Source organism: Sorangium sp. So ce1153 (genome assembly GCF_051521595.1).
GTDB lineage: Bacteria > Myxococcota_A > Polyangia > Polyangiales > Polyangiaceae > Sorangium.
The window spans coordinates 9,517,518-9,539,478 of sequence record NZ_CP150361.1; the positions used below are offsets into that span (position 1 = coordinate 9,517,518).

13 protein-coding genes are annotated in these 21,961 nt (G+C 71.6%); 4 read left to right on the forward strand and 9 right to left on the reverse strand.

The features are described from left to right. Positions 1 to 156: 156 nt before the first annotated feature. Positions 157 to 1,302 carry a glycosyltransferase gene (locus WME85_RS34120; protein WP_437827290.1) on the forward strand — a complete coding sequence of 382 codons (1,146 nt, stop codon included), beginning with the start codon at positions 157 to 159 and terminating at the stop codon, positions 1,300 to 1,302. 234 nt (positions 1,303 to 1,536) lie between these two features. On the opposite strand, the gene WME85_RS34125 is transcribed toward WME85_RS34120, so the two are convergent. Next, complete coding sequence (locus WME85_RS34125) at positions 1,537 to 2,727, reverse strand: protein kinase domain-containing protein (protein ID WP_437827291.1); 1,191 nt, start codon at positions 2,725 to 2,727, stop codon at positions 1,537 to 1,539. 587 nt (positions 2,728 to 3,314) lie between these two features. Then, positions 3,315 to 8,204, reverse strand: a complete 4,890-nt coding sequence (locus tag WME85_RS34130) for a hypothetical protein (protein ID WP_437827292.1) — start codon at positions 8,202 to 8,204, stop codon at positions 3,315 to 3,317. A 622-nt stretch (positions 8,205 to 8,826) separates the two neighbouring features. On the opposite strand from WME85_RS34130, the gene WME85_RS34135 reads away from it, so the two are divergent. Continuing rightward, the gene (locus tag WME85_RS34135; protein ID WP_437827293.1) at positions 8,827 to 9,348 is read left to right on the forward strand and encodes a hypothetical protein; all 522 of its coding nucleotides are present in this window, start codon (positions 8,827 to 8,829) and stop codon (positions 9,346 to 9,348) included. A gap of 36 nt (positions 9,349 to 9,384) precedes the next feature. Here WME85_RS34135 and WME85_RS34140 read toward each other — a convergent pair whose 3' ends face one another. From WME85_RS34140 to WME85_RS34155, 4 genes are all read right to left on the reverse strand, one after another. Beyond that, on the reverse strand, positions 9,385 to 10,953 hold the full coding sequence (locus WME85_RS34140; protein WP_437827294.1) for a hypothetical protein: 1,569 nt from the start codon (positions 10,951 to 10,953) through the stop codon (positions 9,385 to 9,387). 487 nt (positions 10,954 to 11,440) lie between these two features. Next, a complete protein-coding gene (locus WME85_RS34145; protein WP_437827295.1) occupies positions 11,441 to 12,991 on the reverse strand; it encodes a hypothetical protein in 1,551 nt (516 codons plus the stop codon). 369 nt (positions 12,992 to 13,360) lie between these two features. Next, complete coding sequence (locus WME85_RS34150; RefSeq protein WP_437827296.1) at positions 13,361 to 14,761, reverse strand: B12-binding domain-containing radical SAM protein; 1,401 nt, start codon at positions 14,759 to 14,761, stop codon at positions 13,361 to 13,363. Between the two features lie 15 nt (positions 14,762 to 14,776). Beyond that, entirely contained in the window at positions 14,777 to 15,172 is a 396-nt protein-coding gene (locus WME85_RS34155; protein ID WP_437827297.1) for a hypothetical protein, read from the reverse strand. 133 nt (positions 15,173 to 15,305) lie between these two features. Here WME85_RS34155 and WME85_RS34160 point away from each other — a divergent pair, with 133 nt between their 5' ends. Then, a complete protein-coding gene (locus tag WME85_RS34160) occupies positions 15,306 to 17,108 on the forward strand; it encodes a monovalent cation:proton antiporter-2 (CPA2) family protein (protein WP_437827298.1) in 1,803 nt (600 codons plus the stop codon). A gap of 167 nt (positions 17,109 to 17,275) precedes the next feature. On the opposite strand, the gene WME85_RS34165 is transcribed toward WME85_RS34160, so the two are convergent. From WME85_RS34165 to WME85_RS34175, 3 genes are all read right to left on the reverse strand, one after another. Further along, positions 17,276 to 18,163, reverse strand: a complete 888-nt coding sequence (locus WME85_RS34165) for a histone deacetylase family protein (protein WP_437827299.1) — start codon at positions 18,161 to 18,163, stop codon at positions 17,276 to 17,278. Positions 18,164 to 18,266: 103 nt separating this feature from the next. Next, a complete protein-coding gene (locus tag WME85_RS34170) occupies positions 18,267 to 19,652 on the reverse strand; it encodes a sigma 54-interacting transcriptional regulator (RefSeq protein ID WP_437827300.1) in 1,386 nt (461 codons plus the stop codon). Position 19,653: 1 nt separating this feature from the next. Beyond that, positions 19,654 to 21,114 carry a protein kinase domain-containing protein gene (locus tag WME85_RS34175; RefSeq protein ID WP_437827301.1) on the reverse strand — a complete coding sequence of 487 codons (1,461 nt, stop codon included), beginning with the start codon at positions 21,112 to 21,114 and terminating at the stop codon, positions 19,654 to 19,656. 427 nt (positions 21,115 to 21,541) lie between these two features. Between WME85_RS34175 and WME85_RS34180 the strand changes: the two genes are divergently transcribed. Further along, positions 21,542 to 21,931 (forward strand): hypothetical protein, encoded by a 390-nt coding sequence (locus WME85_RS34180; RefSeq protein ID WP_437752544.1) that lies wholly within the window; start codon positions 21,542 to 21,544, stop codon positions 21,929 to 21,931. Positions 21,932 to 21,961: the final 30 nt, after the last annotated feature.

Sequence of the window (21,961 nt, forward strand, 5' to 3'; positions counted from 1 at the left end):
TGGGGACGAGAACACGAAGGAGGGGTTTCTCTCAGGTCAAACCACATGCGTCCGAGCGTGCCCTAGAGGGGAACCATGAGTATAGATTACGCCATGAAGACCAGCGACCACGCACCCACGTCCCGAGCGCGTCAAAGCCGTCTGGTGATCGCTCACGTGCTGAACTCCTTCCACGTGGGAGGCGCCGAGCAGGTCGTCGTGGACCTCGCCGGGCTGCAGCGCGAGGCGGGTCATGAGGTGATGGTCGTGGGCATCGCCATGGCCCCCGACGGCCCGCGCGCAGAGCAGCTCCGCGAGCGCGGCGTCGCGGTGCACATGGTGCCGAAGCGCCCCGGCTTCGACTTCAAGCTCCCCGGGAAGCTGGCGGCGTTCTTCGCCAAGCATGGTGTCTCCATCGTGCACTCGCACAACCAGCTGCCGCTCATCTATGCGACGGCGGCGGGCCGGCTCCACCGCGTGCCCGTGTGCCACACGCTGCACGGCGCGATGTTCGATCAGGGCCGCCGGGCGTGGCTGCGGCACCTGGCCGCCAAGCTCGCCGACGCGCACGTCGCTGTGTCGCAGTCGACGGCGGACTTCATGCTGAAGCACAACGAGGTGCCGAGCTCGAAGCTGCACGTGGTCCTGAACGGGATCGACCTCTCCCGGTTCCGGCCGGACTCCGCGGCTCGGGGCCGCGTCCGGGCCGAGCTCGGGATCCCCAAGGACGCGTGGGTGGTCGGGGCGGTCGGGCGCCTGTCGCAGGTCAAGAACCACGCCCTCCTGCTCCGCGCGGCGGCGGGCGTGCTGTCGGACAACGGTCGCCTCCTCCTCGTGGGGGACGGGCCGGAGGCCGCGCCGCTGCGCGCCCTCGCCGAGGAGCTCGGCATCAGCGACCGCGTCGTGTTCGCCGGCGAGCGCCATGACGTGCCGGCCTTCCTCGCGGCGAGCGACCTCTTCGTCCTGTCGTCGAACTCCGAGGGGCTGCCGCTCTCGATGGTGGAGGCCATGGCCACGGGGCTGCCCGTCGTCTCGACCGCCGTCGGAGGCATCCCTGCGCTGGTGGCCGACGGAGAGACTGGCTTCCTCGTGCCCTCCGGGGACGTCGACGCCCTCGCCGCGAAGCTCGCGGCCCTCAAGGCGGATCCCGAGCTCGCGAAGGCGATGGGCAAGCGGGGGCGGCAGCTCGCGCTGGGCCGCTATTCGGCCGAGCGGATGATGGCGAGCTACATGGACATCTACGAGGCGCTCCTCGCCCGGCGAGAGTCGGATCGGCGCGCCGTCCTGCGCCCGAGCGAGCTGCTCGCCGGCCTGAACGCCTGAGCTCGCGCGACGGAGCCCCGCGCGGCGCCGTTCTGCCGCGCTGCGAGCGTTCACGGGGCCCCGGCCGCTCCCGCCGCAGCCCCTCCAGGGGCCGCGGCCGCCATTTCTCGTCACCCCACGCAGCGAGCTCCAGGGCGCGACGAGCCCTCGTGAGGGCGCGAGTCCTCATGAGGAGCTGAGCCCTCACCAGGGCACCTCACGGCCAGCGCAGGCCGTCGCCGGCGGGCGCTCGTGTCACGGCACGCGCGGGATCGTCGAGATCGCGCGCGGGATCGTGGAGAGCGACGCCGACGATGGTGACAGGCCCGGCGTCCGGGAGGGCCGCGTCTGGGGACGACCAGGCTGCGCCCGCCCCTCCAGCGCGCCGAGGTCGCGCAGATTCCTGGACGGCGCCACGGTGCTCCGCGGCGGCGGCGGCGGCGCCACGGTGCTCCGCGGCGGCGGCGGCGCCACGGTGCTCCGCGGCGGCGGCGCTACGGTGCTCCGCGGCGGCGGCGCCACGGTGCTCCGCGGCGGCGCCACGGTGCTCCGCGGCGGCGGCGCCAGGGCCACCAGGGCCAGCGCCTCGCGCACCGCGGCCTGCATCGAACGCGCGTCCGGCCAGCGATCCGCCTGAGCGAACTCGAGCGCGCGGTCCACCACCCGCACCACGGCCGGGTGCATCGACGGCTCGACCCGCGCGAGCGACGGGATCGGGCAGGTCATCCTCAGAAAGAAGAGCTCGTTGACCGTCGGCGCGTCCTGCACGTACCGGTTCGTGAGCAGCGAGAACATCGTCGCGCCCAGCGCCCAGATGTCCGTCCGCGCGTCCACGAGATCCCAGCGCGCGCGGGCCTGCTCGGGCGGCATGTACGCCGGCGTCCCCATCGCGCGGAGCCCCGCCAGCGACGTCTGCCCCGAGGGGAGCCGCAGGCGCGCGATGCCGAAATCGAGGAGCTTCACCCCACCCTCGCGCGTGAGGAAGATGTTGTCAGGCTTGAGATCCCGGTGGACGACGCCCTTCTCGTGCGCCGCCGCGAGCACGTCGAGGATCTGCTCGCTCAGGGCGAGCACCTCGGCGGGCGGAAGCGGTCCCTTCTGCGCCTTCCAGCGCTGGAGGAGGGTCTCCCCATCGAGGAGATCCATCACCAGGAACGGCGACCCGTCCTCGGTCACGTCATCCGCGAGCACCGACGCGATCCCGGGGTGATCGACGGTGTCCGCGATCGCCTTCTCGCGAAGGAACCGGGCCCGATCGACCTTGTCCCTCGCCCGCTCGGGGTGCAGCAGCTTGATCGCGACCCGCGCTCCAGCGCGGTGCGTCGCCGCATACACGGCCGCCATCCCCCCGAGACCGATCAGCGCATCCAGCCGCCACGCGCCGTTGAGCACCGTTCCCACGCGTGCCTGCGCTCTCTGGACGTGCTTGACATTCTCGAAGTCCATTGCTGACTCTTTCTGTGCCCTCGGGCAACCGACCCTTCCAGCGCTCGCGACGCAAGGGAAGGCTCTCGTGTTTACGTTCCCGGTGTCCCCGTATCGGCGCTACGACCGGCTCGGCGCTCCACGATGGCAAGCTGAGGGTGCAGCTCGTCGGAACCGCGACCTGCCCGGTCGTCCTGCGTCACCGACGCAGGAGATGCCTGGAGCGGGCGGTATCCAACAGCACGTCATTTCATGGAAAAGTTCAGCAAGACCTGCGCCACCCCGGCCTGCTCCGAGGACCGCGGCCCGGCCAGGCGACCGCATGGGGCGATTCGCCCCATGCGGCAAGATGCCACGACCCACCGCGCGCCAGGGCGCCGCTCGCGCGCTCAGGCGATTGCACTCTGAACGTCAGAGTCAGAGCGCGCGTGAACGCGCGAACGTCAGCGAACCGTCAGCAAGACGCCAACGCAACATCAAGCCCGCCTTCGATGAGCCTGGCGCTCTCGTGATCTCCGGTGCGACCAGGGCCGCTCCTCACCGCACGGTGTGGGGAAGCGCGCGCGGCGCGTGCCCTTTGCGTCAGGCCTGCTCGCGGGGCCGCGCGCTCACTGGAGGCCCCTCATGCTCGGGTCGCCCAGCCTGAACGCCGACAGCGCCTGGCGAATGAAGACAGGCACCGAGATGTAGCTCTCGAGCGCGACGCAGGCGCGGTTCGAGGAGCACGTGCACCGGTAGAAGTCGCTGTGATCGTCGTCGTCTTCGTCCGAGTCCGCCTTGCAGCCCGGCACGCCCCCCCGCTCCACCTCGCCGTCCGCCGCAATCGCGGCGATCGTCGGGTCCCACCGCACGATCGGCTGCCCGTTCTCGGGGCTCCGCTTCACCTCGTGCCAGTCCGGCGCGCCGTCGCCGTCGAGGTCGGGCCCCGGCTCCGTGACATAGGCCCTGGCCAGGAGCTCATTGCCGTACTCCAGCACGCGCGCGCCGATGCCCTTCTGCACGACCTTGCCGAAGATGGTCTCGGTCCCGTACGCCTTGGCAACGAACACCTTCCCGGACGGGTGGTGGAGCTCGATCCGGTCCTGGAACCCGGGATCGGTGTCTGCCCCCGTCTCCCATACCTGCATCATGTCCAGCCATCTCTGCTTCTGGTTCTCGGGCAGGTAGAGGAGCGTCCAGGCGATGAGGAACTTCTGCTGCTCCCAGCCGATCTGCGGGTCGAGGATGGCGACCTTGGCGGGCGCCCGCGGGCTCCATGGCGCGCTGTCCGTCGCGCCGTAAGCGCTGCAAACGATGCTCCCCGCGCCCGGGAAGCAGCTCTCCGGCCCGCTCGTGCTCCACCACGAGGTCCAGCCCATGGCCCTGGCCGGGTACCCGCTCGGGTCCTTGATCGGCTGGCCGCTCGGGTCCGCCTCGATGCGAACACCCTTGATCGCGTCGTCGCCCGTGAGGTTGTTGGCGAGCCAGCGGCGGTACCCTTCCGGGAAGACGTCCGCGAGCGAGACGGCGCGGTAGCGCGCGTCGAGGAAGTCGTGGCGCGAGTCGCTGATGAAGTTGTCGACCGACTCGGTCATCAGCATCGGCACCCACGCCTTGTCGTAATAGGAGCCGGCGTTCATCGTGTAGGACGAGTCGTACTCGCCCTTGTCCTCCGCGAGCGCGTTCTCGAGCGGCTTGCCGCCCAGGGCGATGTCGCCGAAATACCCCGTCGCGCCGTTCGGGATGACGACCAGCGTGTCGCCGGCGTCGCCGAAGACATCGGTCGACGATCGGAGGACCGTGTCCCCCTTGGGCAGGAAGTGCTTGCCCGGCTGCGGGCGCGCCATCTGGAGCGCGAAGTGATCGAACGCGATCCCGGCCGCGAGGATGTTCTCCTTGAAGAGGCTGCCCGCGGCATGGACCCAGAGGGTGTCGAAATCGTAGCCGCGGTCGAGCGCGAACTCTCGGTAGATGTTCGCGAGCAGGCCGAGGCCCTTCGCGCCGTCGCGCATCTTGGCGTTGTAGCGGTTCAACGTCCGCTCCGACGCCGTGCGCACGCTGAAGGACTGCCGGCCGCGCCGGTAGTTGTCGAAGATGTGGTTCACCTCCTGCTGCGTGATGAAGAAATTGAAGAGCTCGTACGCGTCCGCGCCGCTGTCGTGCCGGTACACGCTCAGGTTGCCGAGGTCCGCCCACCGGTCCGTGGCGAAGCCGTACGGCACGCGGGTGCGGCCCGCCGGGTCCACCGAGGGCCCCTTCACGTCCTCCGGCGTCCTCAACGCGCGCCACGCCACGTAATCGACCTTCTGCTGCCGGCACCGCGTGTACTTGCCGTTGACCGGCACGATCTGGCCGTCGAGGACGGGGTGCCAGGCGCCGTCCCGCGCCTCGTTCCAGTCCGAGGGCCGGTACGCGCCCGGATCGACCTCGACGCAGCTGTCCCGCCGGATCAGCTCGTATCGGTTCTGCAGGTCGGAGTAATGGATGTCCTCGCCGTCGTACTCGGGCTGCAGGCCGAGGACGCCGCCGAAGTCGTCGATCTTCTCGAGCATGCCCTTGCCGCGCGGGGTGGTCGCCCTGTAGCTCGGGTCCGCGTGCACGGCGACGGCGTCGCCGTAGAACATGCGGGCCGCGGCGAAGTCGTAGGCGCCGAGGCCGATGAGGTCCTGCGTGGGCTCGCCGGCGTAGTCCATCGTCGACGACTGCATGAACATCCAGAGCAGGTTCTTCCGCTCGTTCTCGGTCACCGGGTCGAAATAGCGGGGCCCGACGCAGGCCTCGCCGTCGTCCGAGAGCGTCTCGCACAGCGCCTTGACCTGCCCGTTGTTCGTGCGCAGCTGCCAGTACTGCGGCCGGTATCCCCAGGCGTCCGACGAGCTCACGAAGTTGTGGCGCAGGCCGACGGAGTGGCCCATCTCGTGGAGGACCACCGCATAGTGCGCCCGCTGCGCGAGGTAGCGCCGCATGGCCTCGGCGCGCCGCGCCTTCTGGGCGTCGTCTCCCTCCCCGAACCGGCCGTGCTGGCCCGCGAACTTCTCCTCGAGGATGTTCGCCAGGTTGGCGGTCGCGAGCGGCGCCGGCGCCTCCTGCATCACGCACGCGCCGCGCTCGGCCAGCGCGACCTCCTTCAGGTTCCTGAGCTCGCGCTGCACGCTCGGGTTCGCCCCGCGCAGGGGCGAGGCGAAGCGCATCACCTCGTCCGTCAGCGGCAGCCCCTCCGTGCCGGTGAGCTCCTGCATCCTCTTCGTCGTGAGCTCGGCCTCGAGCTCGGTGCCCATCGCCGACCGCCGGCGGGCCTCGTAGACCGCGCGCATGCTGTCCGGCGCCGTCGCGTCGGCGGCGATCGCGCGCACCTCCTTCGAGAGCCGCCGGAGGCTCTCGCGCAGGTGCGGATCGCGCGCGAGCTCGGCGGCGCCCTCGGCCGCCTGCCCGTCGACGCCGTCGACGCCGGCCGACCGGGCGATCCGCCGCGCGAGCTCCTCCCGCGTGAGCCGCGGCAGCGCGCCGCCCTTCGACGCGCCCTCGCTCGCCTGGGCCCAGTCCCGCACGTAATCGCCGTCGGTCACGTCCTCGGTCCTGAGCTCTCCCTTGATGTAACGGGCCGTGTCGACGACTCCCTGGCTCCAGATGTCGCTCACGTGCGTCCAGACATTGATGCTCGCCGCCACCTTCTCGCCCGTGAGCGGGTCCTCCGAGTCGCTGTAGATCCCCCAGGCCGAGGGCGACTGCGGCGCCTCGAAGTTGTTGATCTGGTGATAGCGCAGGTCGCCGATCCGCGCGCTCAGCGCCGCGCCGCACGCCCGCATCAGCGCCTCGTCGCGCCCCGCCTCCTTGCGGCGCTCGTCGCTGCACATCCTGGCCGTCACGCCCTCGGGCAGGCGCGGGCCGCCGCACGCCGCCGGGTCGGCCGCCTCGACCGGGCTGTGGCAGAGCACGATCATCTCGGGCATCCTCGCGAGCGCCACGACGCCTGGCGCGTACCCCCGCCGCGCGCCGATCTCGTCGGCGAGCGCGTCGCAGTCCTGCCCCTCGTGCGCCCTGCCACGCCGGCACGCGTCGACCTCGCGCGCGAGCGCGATCGCGTCGGCGTTGTCGTCCATCTGCCCGTCGTAGACAGGGAACGCCGCGCTGCAGCGCGCCGCGTCGCCCGACGTCCCCGACGTCCCCAACGTCCGATTACACTCGGCGTACCTGGCGGTGACGACGGCGCTGCGCAGGGCGACGTCCCACTCGTGGGCTGCCCAGTCGGTGGCGTCGAAATAGTCGGGGTTGCTGCTCGAGGTCACGTACCACGGCTGCGGCACGGCCTTCCGCTGCTGGTAGGGCAGGGTGCAGCGCTGCTTGAAGGTGTCGCACCGGGAGCCAGGGCCCACCTCCACCGGCCCTCCTTCCCCGTCGATCGTCGCCTCGGTGACGGCCTCGCACTCGTCCTCGGTCCCGTTCCCGTCCTCGTCGCGGTGCGGATCTGCGCCGAACGGGGTGGTCTCGGGCGTGAAGCACGGGATCTCGCCCGTCATGCCCTCCGGATCGGCGTAGTAGTGGCTGCGCTCCCAGATGTTGTAGCGGCTGATCATGCGGTGCCACTTGGCGTCGCTCATGCCGTAGTTGCGGGCGTACCCGAGGCGCTCGCGCACGAAGGCGCCGTACGCCTGGAACCGGTATCCGTCCCACTCGGCCGGCTCGTAGTCCCGATCGACGACGCGGCGGAACGACTGCCGGAGCGTGATCTCGACCGGGTTGCAGGACCCGACCGGCGCGGTGCCGCCCGAGAAATCCGCGTCGAGCATGCAGGCCGGGAAGCGGTCTATGCCCCACCCGAGGTGGCTCAGGTCGATGAGCTGGGGAACCGCGAAGGCCTTGTTGGTGACGTCGAAATATCCCTCCTCGGGGTCGAAGTGAGGCGCGTCGGGGTGGCCCGGGTCGCTGATGGTGTACGAGAGCGGCTCGTACTGCACGCCGCCATAGATGCCGAGGAGCGACAGGGTGTCGAAATCGTAGGAGTCGACGTTCAGGTTCTTCGACCAGTCGACCCGCATGTACTCCCGCGCGTACCAGGGGCGGTCGGTCGTGTTTTCGACGACGACGTTGCTCTCTTCCCCCGTCGCGCGGTTGTAATCGCGCTGGACGTCGAAGTGCGACAGGATCTTGTACGCGACGGCCACGACGCCCTCGTCCGTGGCGGCGCCGGCCCCTTTCCCGTCGGAGTCGTTCACGCGCTCGTAGGTGATGCGTCCGATCAGGAGATCTTCCTGGATGACCCACTTGATGCGCGCGACCTCCGCCTGCGCGTACGACGACGAGAAGAGCCCGTCCTGCGACGCGCCGTAGCCCACGTCGACCACCGTCGTCCGCGCCCAGAACTCCGGATCGTCCTCCTTGCTCTGCAGATCGGCGCCGACGAAGAACGATTTCGCGAGCGCGTTCGCCTGAACCTGGCTGAGCGGCGCCCGCTCCTCGGCGCAGCCCGCGATGAGGCCCACCGCTGCCGCGAGCCATGCCTGTCTCACAATCCAACTCATCGCAGAGTCCTCCCCTGGCACGCTCGGTCTCGAGCGCGCATGCCCCCATGAGAACCTCGGCGTCCCCGTGCGATCTGCAGTGAAGACCGCCCCGCGTGTGACGTATCTCGTCTTCCCACGACAGCAGCACACCGCATGCCACGCCTTCATCGCCGCGGATTCATTGCATAAGCGATCCCCTCTCCCCTCCATTGCGCGCCCGATCCGCGCCACGGGCGTTAGCGGACTGACGGCTTACCCGTCTGTTCCGGCGAACTCCGGATCGCCCCCGGCATCACGCGACTGCCGTGCTTCCAAGGATGCCACGGCGCATACCCTCCTCGCACGCCGTAGGCCCCCGGCGAGGGTGCTCGTGGGGCCGAGCGGGGGATGGGCCGATGTCTGAGCCTGGGACGTTCGCTCTCTGGCGTGCGCAGCGCGCCGGAGAGCGAACGTCCCAGGCGAGTTCGGCGGGGCCCCCGCTCGGCCCCACGAGCACCCTCGTCGGGGGCCGGGCAGGTTGGGTCGCCCTCCCCTCCCGCCGCACCGCTGCTCTCCCGCCGCGCGCCACCCACCCCGAGATCAGCGGGCCTCCCCCCGCGGACTGCGGTATCGACACCCGCACCCGGTCCGGAGGAACGCAGTGCCCGAAGGAGACGTCCTGCTCTCGAACGCGGAAGGTACCATCCGGGCGCACGGCCCTGCTGTGCTCGTCTGCGACTGCCCGGGCGACGGGCTCGACCTCGCCGTGCGCCGCGTCGCGGCGTTCGCGCTGACCGCCTCGCTCATCGTCGTCGGCATCGTGGCGGCGCGCGCCGCGCCCTTCCCCATCGTCTTCATCGCGGCAACGTGGACCGCAGGAGCGACCGCCGCGCTGGTGTTCGTCCGGCGGCGCCGCCGCCTCCACGGGCTGTTCCGCCTCGACTTCGAGCGCGCCGAGATCGTCCAGGAAGGCCGCGGCTTCCGCCGGATTTTTCCAGTGCAGGCGATCGTCCGCGTCTCGACCCCGCCGGCCGTGGACGCTGAGATCGACGAGCCGGGCCTCGCGCCGCGCTGGCTGCTCCTTCACCTCTCGACCGGGGAGCAGCTGCGCCTGGGCAAGGCGCCCGCCTACGCGCTCGGACCGGCGCTCGCCTTCCTCAGGCGAGCCGGCGTCGAGGCGTGACGGGCGCTCCCCGCGCCGGCCTGCGCCGCGCCGTCGTCATGGCGTCGGCAGGCTGTGGTAGGGCGGGCCGAACTCCCTGATGACCGTCCGGGTGTTCGACAGGAACGGCGTCTTCGTCGTCTCGTCGCGGTAGATCGGCCTGACGACGCACGTGTTGCTGCCGCACTCCCCCGGGTCGGGGAACACGACGTCGGCGACCAGCCAGAACCTCTCGCCCGAGTCCTCCGGGAGGAACGCGACCGGCTGCTCGGGGTCGTAGAAGCCGGTCGGCCCGAGGTCGGCCCCGAGCTCTCCGTTGCAGAAGATCTTGATCCGCGGGTGCACGTCGAACGACACGTCGCCGCCGAAGTAATGCACGGCGACCCGCATCCACCCGGCCTTGGGCGGGAAGTCGACGTTGATGTTCTCCGGCGCGCAGAAGGTCGAGTCGTCCGGATCCGTCGTCTCGTGAGCGCAGGAGATGTTGTCGAGGTCGAGCCGCGGGTTGTGGCAGCCCATGCCGAGATCGCGCCACTCCTCCCCCACCCCGCGGGGCGCGTAGAAGCAGGTGTTGTTGCTCTCCTCCGGATCCAGGTACCAGTTCACCGGATCCGGCGGCGTCGCCGTATCGCTGAACCAGGTGATGCCCGAGTCCTCGAAGAGGCTCTCGATCGTGCAGTTCCCGTAGCCGCAGGCGACGTTCGAGCCGCCGATCCTCCACGCCTGCGTGTTGTTCGGCTTGTGGAGGTAGAGATCCAGGTCGACGCTGGACGGCTCGTGCTCCCACTCGAGCTCGACGCGGAGGCCGCGGGCCCCGACGAACAGCGGGTAAACGCAGGTCCCGGTCTCGCCTCCCGCGACGGTCTTCGTGTACGTGACCGTGTACTCGCCCGACTGCAGCGGCTTGAAATCGTCCGACGGGTCCGTCCCGCCCACGGAGGGGCACGGGTCCACGCCCGGCGGGCAGGTCACCGTCCACGTCTCGGAGCCCGGGACCGCGTTCTCGCCGAACGAGCCGGTGCCCGCCTTGAGGTCGACGGTGGCGAAGGGCGACGCCTGGATCGGGTGGCAGCCCGCGGCGTCGTTCAGCTGGCAGTTCTGGTCCGCGTGAACGCCGCCGACGCAAGGGCCCCACGTGCCCGTCTCGTCGCAGAGCTGGGTCCCGGGGAAGCACCCCGGGCTCTCCCGGAACGACGGGTCGCCGCGAAAGCAGGAGTGCGCCTGGCCAGCGATGCACGCGCAGGTCTCGTCGATCATGCCGTTGCAGTTGTCGTCCAGCCCGTCGTGGTCGACGCCGAGCTCATCCACGCCGCAGAGCTCCGTCGGACCGCACGCGCTCCCGCACGGGTTGACCGCCACGTCGGGATTCTCCTCTTCCGGCCCTGCGTCGATGACGAGGTTGCCGCCGAAGCCGTCGGAGCCGCCTGTCGTGGCGGAGCTCGTCGCCTCGACGCCGCCCGCGGCGCCGGCGCCGCCCGCGCCGCCGGTGCCCGAGCTGCTCCCTGTTGACACATCATCGAAACCGAACCGGTTGCCTTCTGCGCTGCAGCCGGCCGCCACGACGGCGCCCGACGCCGAGGCCGCGATCACGACGGGGAGCACGGAGAGGACACGAAGACGAAACATGATACCTCCACTTGAGGGGAACTCGGCGCAGGGTCGCAGCGGGGTTGCCTCCGCTCAGCGCCACGGCGATGAGCCCCGTAGCTTAGCAAAGCGGAGACGCCGCGGCCTCATGATGCGGCGCCGCCGCGCGCCAGGGGGTGGCAGAGCACCAGGCATCGCGCTTCATCGGGTGAGAAACAAAACCAATTTGCAGATTCAACAGGGTGCCACGCAGAGCGCCCTGGCGCGACCGCCGGCGAGCGCCGACGTTGACGAACGGCCGCTGGCCGGCGATGCCCCCCTCTCCCGAGACGGGGAGTCAGGTGAATCACCATCAGGCAAATCACTACAGAGTCATTGCCTCGCCGGCCGGCGCCCGCGCCGCGGCCCACGTCCCCGGCGCCGGCCGGCGAGGCGGCGCCCGGTCCAGGTCCCCGCGATCGCCCGGCGCGGCCCTGGCGTCGCCGGCCGGCGCGGGGCGCTGGAGGGCGGGCAGCGCGCCCGCCGGTCAGGGCAGCGGCGGGTAGGCGGGACCGAAGTTCGCCTCGACGTAGTCCTTCGTGGTGAGCAGCGGGGTCTTCGTCTCTTCGTTCCGGTAGATCGGCTGGACGACGCAGGTCTCCTGACCGCATTCGTCGGGCTCGGGGAAGAGCACGTCGGCCACGAGCCAGAACCGGTCGCGCACGTCCGCTGGGGCGAACGCGACAGCCCGCTCGGGGCTGTAGAAGCCCGTGGGCCCGAGATCCGCCCCGAGCGCGCTGTCGCAGAAGATCTTGACCCGCGGGTGGATGTCGTCGGGAACCCCGCCGTGACCGTAGTAGTGGACGCCGATCCGGATCCACTGGGCCTTCGGCGGGAAGTCGATGTTGATGTTCTCGGGCGCGCAGAACTCGGCGTCGTCGGGGTCGGTCACGGACGCGTCGCAACTCACGTTGTCGAGGTCGAGGCGCGGGTTGTGGCAGCCCATGCCGTTGTCCCGCCAGGCTTTCCCGACGCCCCGCGGGGCGAAGAAGCAGTTGTTGTTGCTGTCCACCGGATCGAGGAACCAGTTCACCGGGTCCGGCGGCGTCGCGCTATCGCTGAACCAGCGGACCCCCGAGGCGTCCTCGAACTGCTCGATGGTGCAGTTGGACCAGCCGCAGTCCGCCGCCGAGCCCGTCGCCTTCCAGGGCTGCGTGTTGTTCGGCTTATGGACGTGCAGGTCGAGATCGACCCTGCCGAAGTCGTGCTCCCACTCGAGCTCGACCCGGAGGCCGCCGGCGCCGACGAAGAGCGGGTACTTGCAGGTCCCGGTCTGGCCGTTCGCGAGGCGCTTCGTGTACGTGACGGTGTACTCGCCCGACTGCAGCGGCTTGAAGTCGTCCGCAGGATCCGTCCCGCTCACGGCGGGGCACGGGTCGATGCCCTCGGGGCAGGCCACCGTCCACCGCTCGGAGCCCGGGACCGCATCCGCGCTGAAGATGCCGGTGCCCGCCTTGAGGTCGACGTCGGCGAAGGGCGGCGACTGGAGCGGATGGCAGGCGACCGAGCTGTTCACATAACAGCTCTCGTCGGCGTGCACGCCGCCGACGCACGGGCCCCACGTGCCCGTCTCGTCGCAGAGCTGGGAGCCGGGGAAGCACCCCGGGCTGTTCCGGAACGACGGGTCCCCGCGGAAGCAGGCGTGCGCCTGGCCAGGGATGCAGGAGCACTCCTCGTCGATCCTGCCGTCGCAGTCGTCGTCCAGGCCGAGGGAGGCCCCGGTGCACAGCTCCTTGTCGCCGCAAGCGCTCCCGCACGGGTTCACCGTCACGACGTCGGGCTGCTCCTGCCCTCCGTCGATGTTGACGAGCCCGCCCGCCCCCGCGAACCAGCCTGCCGCGCCGCCCTCGCCGGCGACGCCCGCCCCGCCCTGGCCGCCGTCGCCCCCCTCGCCGGCCCCCGTGTCGTCACCTCCACCGCCGCTGATGTTGAACGTGCCCTGCTTGCCGGTCGCGCTGCAGCTGGCCGCGAGGCCGGCGCTGAACACCGCGGCGCCCGCGAAGATGAGGAGCGAGGAGGAGAAACGAAGTCGACCCATGAGACCTCCATTCGAGGGACCCTCGACGCGGGGACCAAGCGGGCTCACCCCCCGCCCACACTCCCGGTGTTCCAGGAGCTCGTGCGAGTGTAGCAAAATCACCAAGCCACAGCCCTGCTGTAGCGCTGTGAGAGAGCGTGAATGGCCCGGCGGTCGCTGCCCTCGATCCGGAGCGCGGGGCGCGCGTCAGCCGTCGGCGCGCGGCGGCGAGCCGGGCGCGCGTCAACCGTCGACGCGCAGCGGCGAGGAGCGAGGAGCGGTGCGGCAGGGCGCCGCGTCACCGCGGGCCAGCGGAGGTCTGTCGCGATGCGCTGCGGCGCGCAGGGCGTCGCAGCGTGGGGCGCCGCCGCGGGCTCGGCAGGGGCAGATTCAGCCGATGATCGGCAGCTGCCTTCCGCCCCTGGCCTTCGGCGGCTGCGGCTGCTCCGGCTGCGCCGCGGGCGGAGGCGCGGTCTCCTCGATGTGCACGCCGGACCGGAAGCGCTGCTCGCCGCCCGCGATCTTGCGGTGCGCCAGCGAGTGCTGCATGAAGTTCAGCGGGAAGAAGCCGGCCAGCTGAATCCAGCTCGACTGCCGTGTCAGGGTGAACCGGCGCCAGATCGAGGTGGGCGAGTAGAATTTCGTCCACGCGGACACCCAGCCCTCGCGGAGGCGCTCCCGGGACATCCGCTTGGGCACGAAGTAGGGTGAGCCGGCGTCGTGGTCGCGGCGGAGCCACCAGCGCTCGTCCGTGAGGCGCCCCTCCGCCTTCAGGCGGCGGTAGAGCTGCGTCGCCGGATACGGGGTCAGGATGGCGTACAGCGCCATCGTCAGCTTCATGTCGATGCCGAACTCCACCGTGCGATCGAACACCTCGGGATCGTCCGTGTCGAACCCGAAGACGAAGCTCCCCCAGACCGAGATGCCGTGATCGTGGAGCATCGCCATCGTGTCCTTGTACTGGGAGGGCCGGTTCTGGCGCTTGCCGGTGAACTTGACCGTCTCCTCGTCGATGCTCTCGAAGCCGATGAAGAGCGCCTTGCACCCGCTCTCGGCCATGAGCTTCACGTTCTCGAGGCGCTTGACCGCGGCGAGCGAGCACTGGCCGATCCAGTGCTTCTTGAGCGGGGCCATCCGGGTGAACAGCTCCTTCGAGTAGGCCCGGTGGATCATCACGTTGTCGTCGGCGAACATGATGAGCTTGCCAAGCGACCTGAGCTCGGCCAGCACCTCGTCGGTCGGGCGGAAGCGCATCGTGGTGCCGTTCGCCGTCGACACGCTGCAGAACTCGCACGGATAGGGGCAGCCGCGCATCGTCTGCACGACCTGGAACGGGATGTACTTCTTCGAGGTGAACAGGTCGCGCCGCGGCGCGGGCCTGCCCGCGAGGTTCGGCAGCTCGGGACGGTAGAGCGGCTTGAGCTCGCCGCGCTTCACGTCCGCGAGCAGCGCCGGCCACGCTTCCTCGGCCTCGCCGACCACGACGGCGTCCGCGTGCTGCAGCGCCTCGTCCGGGCACGCCGTGGGGTGGATGCCCCCGAGCACCACCTTGACCCCGCGCCTGCGGTACGCGGCGGCGATATCGTAGCTCCGGCGCGCGGTCTTGCTGTCGACGCTGATCCCGACGAGGTCGACGTCCTTGACGTCGCGCTGGAGATCGAAGGGCTGCACGACGTCATCGGTGTAGATGACCTCGTCCTCCGGCGGCGTCAGCGCCGCGAGCGTGCCGAGCCCCACCCGGGGCAGATACGCGGAGTCTTCGCTTGCCGTGGCGATGAGCTCGATCTGCATGGCAGATCGGGCTTATCACGGGGCCGCGCCGGGCCCTACTGCCGAGGCGCGGCGCACGAGGATCTCCGGCCGCGGCCGCCCCGGCGGAGTCGGCACTTCGGGGCTCCCCGGCGGTGCCGGCGTTTCGGGGGCGGGCGGGACCTCGTGTGGCACCTCACGCTCGGGCTGCGACGGCTCGGGGTGGTGGGGGACCTCTCGCCCCGGCTCGGTCGGAGGCAGGATCTCCGGCCCGGGCCGACCCGGTGGGTGCGGCACCTCCGGCGCCGGCCTGCCGGGGGTCTCCGGCCCGGGTTGGCCGGGCTCCGGAGGCGCCCCGGGCTCCGGCTGGAACGGCACCTCGGGGGTGATCGCGAGGGTCGCGGCCCGGGCGCCGGGCCCACCGGCGGCGTGGATCTCGTCGCGCTTCGTCATCCGCGCAGCGTAGGGCCGCGGCGCGCCGCCAGCATCAGGGCCTCCCTGCTTTGCGCTAGGCGCGCCGCCACCTCCGGCGCACCCTCTCCCGCGCGCTCCGGACGACGCGGAGCCCCAAGGAGACCCACGACGAATGAGCTTGCTCTCTCACGCCGCAGTCTTTCTCGGCGCGGCCGTGGTCGCCGTGCCGCTGTTCAAGCGGCTCGGCCTCGGCGCGGTGCTCGGCTACCTCGTCGCCGGCGCGCTCATCGGCCCGTGGGGCCTGCGGTTCATCACCGACGTCGAGAACATCCTCCACTTCTCGGAGCTCGGCGTGGTGCTCCTCCTCTTCCTCATCGGCCTCGAGCTCCAGCCGTCCCGGCTCTGGGTGCTGCGCCGCGCCGTGTTCGGGCTCGGCGGCGCGCAGGTCGCCGTCACGGGCGCGCTCATCGCGCTCGGCGGCGTCGCGCTCGGCCTCCGCGCCGACACGGCGGCGATCGCCGGCGTCGGGCTCTCGCTCTCGTCCACCGCGTTCGTCCTGCAGATCCTGGGCGAGAAGGGCCAGATGCAGTCGCAGCACGGCCGCTCCGCGTTCGCCATCCTGCTGTTCCAGGACCTCGCCGTGATCCCGCTGCTCGCGGTGCTCCCCCTGCTCGGCGCGGGGGGCGGGGCGCCGGCCGAGGGGAGCGCCCTCGCCTCGTCGCTCAAGGCGGTGGCCGTGCTGCTCGCCGTGGTCGCCGGCGGCCGTTACCTCGTGCGCCCCGTGTTCAGGGCGATCGCCGCCGTCCACGCTCACGAGATCTTCACCGCGGCGGCCCTGCTCGTCGTGCTCGGCACGGCGCTGCTCATGGTGCAGGTGGGCCTGTCCATGTCGCTCGGCGCCTTCATGGCCGGCGTGCTGCTCGCCGACTCGGAGTACCGCCACGAGCTCGAGGCGGACATCGAGCCGTTCAAGGGCCTGCTCATGGGGCTCTTCTTCATCGCCGTCGGCATGTCGGCGAACATCGGCCTGCTCATCGAGCGGCCGCTGCTCGTCCTCGGGCTCGTCCTCGGCATGATGGCGCTCAAGGCCGCCGTCCTGTTCACCCTGGGCAGGGCGAGCGGGCACGCCGCGGGCTCGGCGCGCGACCTCGCGCTCGCGCTCCCGCAGGGGGGCGAGTTCGCCTTCGTCCTCTTCGGGCTGGCCGCGGGACAGGGCATCATGGACAGGCTCCTCTCCGACCTCCTGGTCGTCGTCGTCACCCTGTCCATGGCGCTCACGCCGCTGGTCCTCGCGCTCGGCGACCAGCTCATCAAGCGATGGCAGCGGACCGGCCCAGCGCGGGAGTTCGACGCGATCGAGGACGACGACCCCAGGGTCATCATCGCTGGATACGGCCGCTTCGGCCAGATCGTCTCTCGCGTCCTGCGCACGAGGAAGATCCCCTTCACCGCGCTCGACGCGAGCGCGACGCAGGTCGACTTCGTCCGCAAGTACGGCAACAAGATCTACTACGGGGACGCCTCCCGGCTCGACCTGCTCCGCGCGGCGCGCGCCGACAAGGCGAAGATCCTCGTGCTGGCGATCGACGACGTCGCGTCCTCGGTGAAGACGGCGGAGGTGGTGAAGCGGCACTTCCCCGAGCTCAGGATCTACGCGCGCGCCCGGAACCGCCAGCACGCATACCAGCTGATGGACGTCGGGGTGGAGGTGCTGGAGCGGGAGACGTTCCTTTCCTCGCTCGAGGTGGCGGCGCGCGTGCTCGAGGGCCTCGGGATGCGCGAGCCGGAGGCCCGCGCCACCGTCGCGCGGTTCAGGGCTCACGACGAGCGGGTGCTCCAGCGCGGGCACGCGGTCCACCACGACGAGGCCAAGCTCATCGAGGCCGCGAGGCAGGCCGCGCAGGAGCTGGAGGGGCTGTTCGAGACCGACGAGGTCGCGCCGTCCGGTCGGGAAGACAAGGCCGCGGCGGTGTGACGGCTAGAACACCGATGACTTTGAAACCCGGAGAAATTTCACAGGGAGGCGGGGAGGCGGGGAGGAAGAAAAAATGAAGTTCTTTCTCGTGCCGTCTCTCGCTCCCCGCCTCCCCGCCTCCCTGTGAAATTTCTGCTTTTTCTCGTGGTTTCAATCCGTTTGTCGCTCTAGCCGAGCCGCTGCACGAGGCCGCGGTAGACGTTCTTGTGCGCCGCGATCGTGGCCTCGATGTCCCGGCCGTAACCGCCGCCGAGCGTCGCCACGAGCGGCACGCCGAGGCGCGCGGTGAGCTCGAACACCCGCGCGTCGCGCCGCCTCAGCCCCTCGTGCGTCAGCGCGAGCCGGCCCAGCCGGTCGCCGGCGAGCGCGTCCACGCCGGCCTGATAGAGGATGAGCTCGGGCCGGTGCGCGGCGACCGCCTCGAGGGCGCCGTCGAGCGCCCGCAGGTAGTCGGCGTCCTCGCAGCCGTCCGGGAGCTCGACGTCGAGCGAGCTCACCTCCTTCTGGAAGGGATAGTTCTTCGCGCCGTGCAGCGAGAGCGTGAACGCGCCGGGATCGCCGCGCAGCAGCGCCGCCGTGCCGTTGCCCTGGTGCACGTCGAGGTCCACGACGGCGAGCCGCCGCACGCCGTGGTCCCGCCGGGCGACGAGCGCGGCCGCGGCCAGGTCGTTGAACACGCAGAAGCCCTCGCCGCGGTCGCGGAAGGCGTGGTGCGTGCGGCCGGCGAGGTGCCCGGCCGCGCCGTGCTCCATGGCCCAGGCGAGCGCCGCGAGCGTGCCGCCCGTCGACCGGCGCGAGCGCGCGACGAGCGCCTCGCTCCACGGGAGGCCGAGGCGGCGGACCTCCGCGGCCGGGAGCGTCCCGCCGCGCACCGCCCCGAGGTAGGCCGCGTCGTGCGCCAGCGACAGGTCGTCCCAGGACGCGCGCGGCGCCTCGTGCACGAGCGCCGGGAGCTCACGGAAGAGCTCGGCGCGCACGCGCTCGTATTTGGCCATCGGGAACCGGTGCCCGGGCGGGAGCTCGACGACGTCGCCCTCGGAGGAGAAGAGCCGCACGCGCGCAGCATGGCACCGGTTCGCGCCGCGCGCCGCGCGCCGCGCGGGCCGGGGCGTCTGGCGTCGGGCCGGCGCGCCGCGCCGAGCCCGCCGCGCCGGCCGCTCACTCCGGCTCTTGCTTCGCGCCGATGCCGTGGCGGCGGAGGTAAGCCCGCACGTGCGCCCGCTCCATGCCCGCGCGCCGCGCCATCTCGCTCACGTTGCCCTTCGCGTCCTCGGACAGGGCGGCGAAATAGTCGCGCTCGAACCGCGCGAGGACGTCGCGCTTCGCCTCCTGGAACTGGCGGCCCTTCAGCGACGCGAACGCCCCGTTGAACGCGCCGCCGCTCGGGTGGATCGACGGCGACGAGTTGCCGTGCACCGGCGTCTCGGTGAGCGCGCCGAGGTGCGCCGCGATGTCGATCTCCTCGCCCTCGGCCGCGAGCGCGAACGCGACGGCCACCGCGTTCCTGAGCTCGCGGACGTTGCCCGGCCAGTCGTGCCGCATCAGCCGCTCGAGCGTGCTGTTCGAGACGCGCTCGTAGGCGCTCTCGTCGCCGAGATCCTTCAGCATCCGGCGGACGAGCACCGGGATGTCCTCGACCCGCTGCCGGAGCGCCGGCAGCTCGATCTTGATCTGCGCGACGCGGAAGTAGAGGTCGCTCCGGAAATTGCCGCTGTTGACGGCCCGCACGAGGTCGCGGCGCGTCGCCGCGAGCACGCGCACGTCGACCTCGCGGTAGCTCGAGCCGCCGACGCTCTTGATGCGGCGCTCGGCGAGCGCGCGGAGGAGCTTCGGCTGCACCTCGAGCGGCAGCTCGCCGAGCTCGTCGAGGAAGATCGTCCCGCCGTCCGCCTCGATGAACGGCGAGAGGCGCTTGTCGACCGCGCCCGTGAACGCGCCGCGCTCGTGCCCGAACAGCGTCGCCTCGGCCAGGGTCGGGGGGATCGAGCCGCAGTCCACGACCACGAACGGCTTCTTCGAGCGGGCGCTCGCGATGTGCAGCGCCTGCGCGACGAGCTCCTTGCCCGTCCCGGTCTCGCCCGTGATGAGCACCGTGAGGTCGGTCGGCGCCATCTTGGAGAGGCGCTCGAAGATGCCGCGCATCCCGGCGCTGCTCGCCACGAGCGGGCCGAACGCCGGGATCGCCGAGACCGTGATGCGCTCGGGGCGCAGCGGCTCGAACTGGATCTCCGTCTCGCCGAGCCTGAGCTTCGTGTTCGTGAGCAGGTAGATGTCGCCGACGCGCACGCCGCCGACGAACGTGCCGTTCCTGCTGTCGAGATCGCGCACGCGCACGCCCTGCTCGGTGGCGACGAACTCGGCGTGTACGGCGCTCACCTTGGCGTCGTCGAGGACCAGCTGGCAGGCCGCGTTGCGGCCCACGATGACGGGATCCGTGCCGATATCGAGCCACCCGCCGCCGCGCGCGGCCGACGACTTCATCGGGCGGATGCGACCGCCGCGCACCTCGACCCTGTTCTTCGTGCCTACCGTAGCGTCGAGCAAATCAGTGCCTCTCTGTCTTGCGGCGCGAAGGCGGGCCCTCCGGCCGGGGGATCTCTGCGCCGCCGGTCCTGCTCGGCGGCGGCGGCGGAGCGGCGCCGCTCCGGCTCGGCGGCGCCGCGGGCACCGCGCCGCTCCGGCTCAAGGGTGGCGGCGGCGGGACGGCGCCGCTCCGGCTCGGAGGCGCCGCGGGCACGGCGCCGCTCCGGCTCAAGGGCGGCGGCGGCGGCACGGCGCCGCTCCGGCTCGGCGGCGCCGCGGGCACGGCGCCGCCGGTCCTGCTCGGCGGCGGCGGCGGGATGGCGCCGCCGGTCCTGCTCGGCGGCGGCGGCGGGACGGCGCCGCTCCGGCTGGAGGGCGCGGAGCCGCCCGTCCTGCTCGGGGGCGGCGGCGGGACGGCGCCGCTCCGGCTGGAGGGCGCGGAGCCGCCCGTCCTGCTGGACGGGGCGGGGGGCGGCAAGCTCTGGCCGGTTTCGGCGAAGCCGCCGTTCTCGGTCATCGTCGGCGGGCCGTCCACGACCGTGGGGTTGTCCTCCAGGAGCTCGTCGGGCAGCTCGGAGGGCAGCCTGCTCCGCTGCGCGCGGCGCGCCGCGCGCGTGATGTTCGCCGGCTGGATGGCGCGCCAGCTCGTGAGCGCCTCCGCCGCGGTGCTGAAGCGCCGCTCGCGCCGGCGATCGAGCGCCCGCTCGAGGAAGCGCTCGATGCCGACCGGCCACTTCTCGCCGGTCGCCTCGGCGAGCGACGGCGCCGCGCGGTCGAGCTTCATCGCGACGAGCACCGCGGCCGTCGCGCCCTCGAACGGCAGCCGCCCGGACAGGGCCCGGAAGGCCACGGCGCCCACCGCGTAGATGTCGGCCCGCTCGTCGGCCCGCGCGGCGCCCCGCACCTGCTCCGGCGCCATGTACGCGAACGAGCCGAGCGTCGCGTCGAAGGCGGTGAGCGTCGGCTCCTCCTTCTCGCGCCGCGTGAGCTTGGAGATGCCGAAGTCGAGGATCTTCGCGCGCTCGCGCCGGTCCGGCAGGCCGAGGTGCTCCAGGTAGATGTTGCCCGGCTTGAGGTCGCGGTGGATGACGCCCGCGGCGTGCGCGGCCACGAGCCCCTGGAGCACGTCGTCGATGATCGGGCCGACCTCGCTGAACGGCAGGTACTGCTCCCGCTTCAGCCGGTCCGCCAGCGACTCGCCGTCGAGCTGCTCGAACACGAGCAGGTGCGCGCCGTCGTCCGCCTCGTTGACCTCGAGTAGCTGGCAGACGTAGGGGCTCTTGATGGCCGAGGCGATCTTCGCCTCCCGGTCGAAGCGCCGCACCAGGTCGGGCTTCATCGCGGCGCGCGCGAGCAGGACCTTGATGGCCACCTGCTGCATGTCGGACTCCCGCGTCGCGGCCCAGACTTCGCCCATGCCACCCCGCCCGAGCAGGCGGGTGACACGGTAGCCAGCAACAAGGTCGCCCGGGTGGATCGCCACGTAACCTGGATCGGGACCGTACCACCGCCATCTCCGATCGGGTGAGAAAAAAGCGAGAGCGCGGGTAAACCCCGAGATTCCCGCGGCGCGCGGCGCGGCCGACGCGCGCGGTCTCGCGGCGCGGGGGAGCCGCCGATCGCGGCGCGCTCGCGCGGCGCGAGGAGAGAGCGAAAAATGCGCCAGCTCCCGCGGCGGAGCGCCCGCGCTTCCACGCGCCGCGCGGGCGCTCCGCTGCGGCAGCCGGCGCGCGGCGCTCGTCCGCGCGAGCCCGCGCGCGCCCCGCCCAGGCTCGTCGCGGGGCGGAGCGCGCCCCGCGGCGCACCCCGGCGGGCGTGGGCGTGACCCGCGCCACGCGCGGAATCCCGGGAGGAACTCGGGGGACGCGGCACTAGCCCGAGGCGAGATGATTCTGTAGGCTCGCCGCGCCATGCCGCGTACAGCCGAGGACGTCGAAACCTACCTCCTGCAGCTCGATCGCCGGTTCGACAACGACGCCGGTACTTACCTCGTCTCGGGGGGCCCAGGCGCGCCGCCGATCGCGATCCGCATCGATCCCCCGATCGTCGCGGTGCGCGTCTCGATCGGCCCCGTGCCCGAGGACGACGCCCACCAGACCAAGCTCTTCCGCCGCCTGCTGGAGTACAACGCGACGGATCTCATGCACGCCTCGTACGGGCTCGAAGCGGGCACCGTGGTCCTGTCGGCGGCGCTGGAGCTCGAGAACCTCGACATGAACGAGCTCGAGGCGATCCTGAGCGACATCGATCTCGCGCTCGCCCGCCACGTCCCCGTGTTGCACGATCTCGCGCTGAGCTGACTGGACCCGCCGCGCCCTCGACCCCTGCGC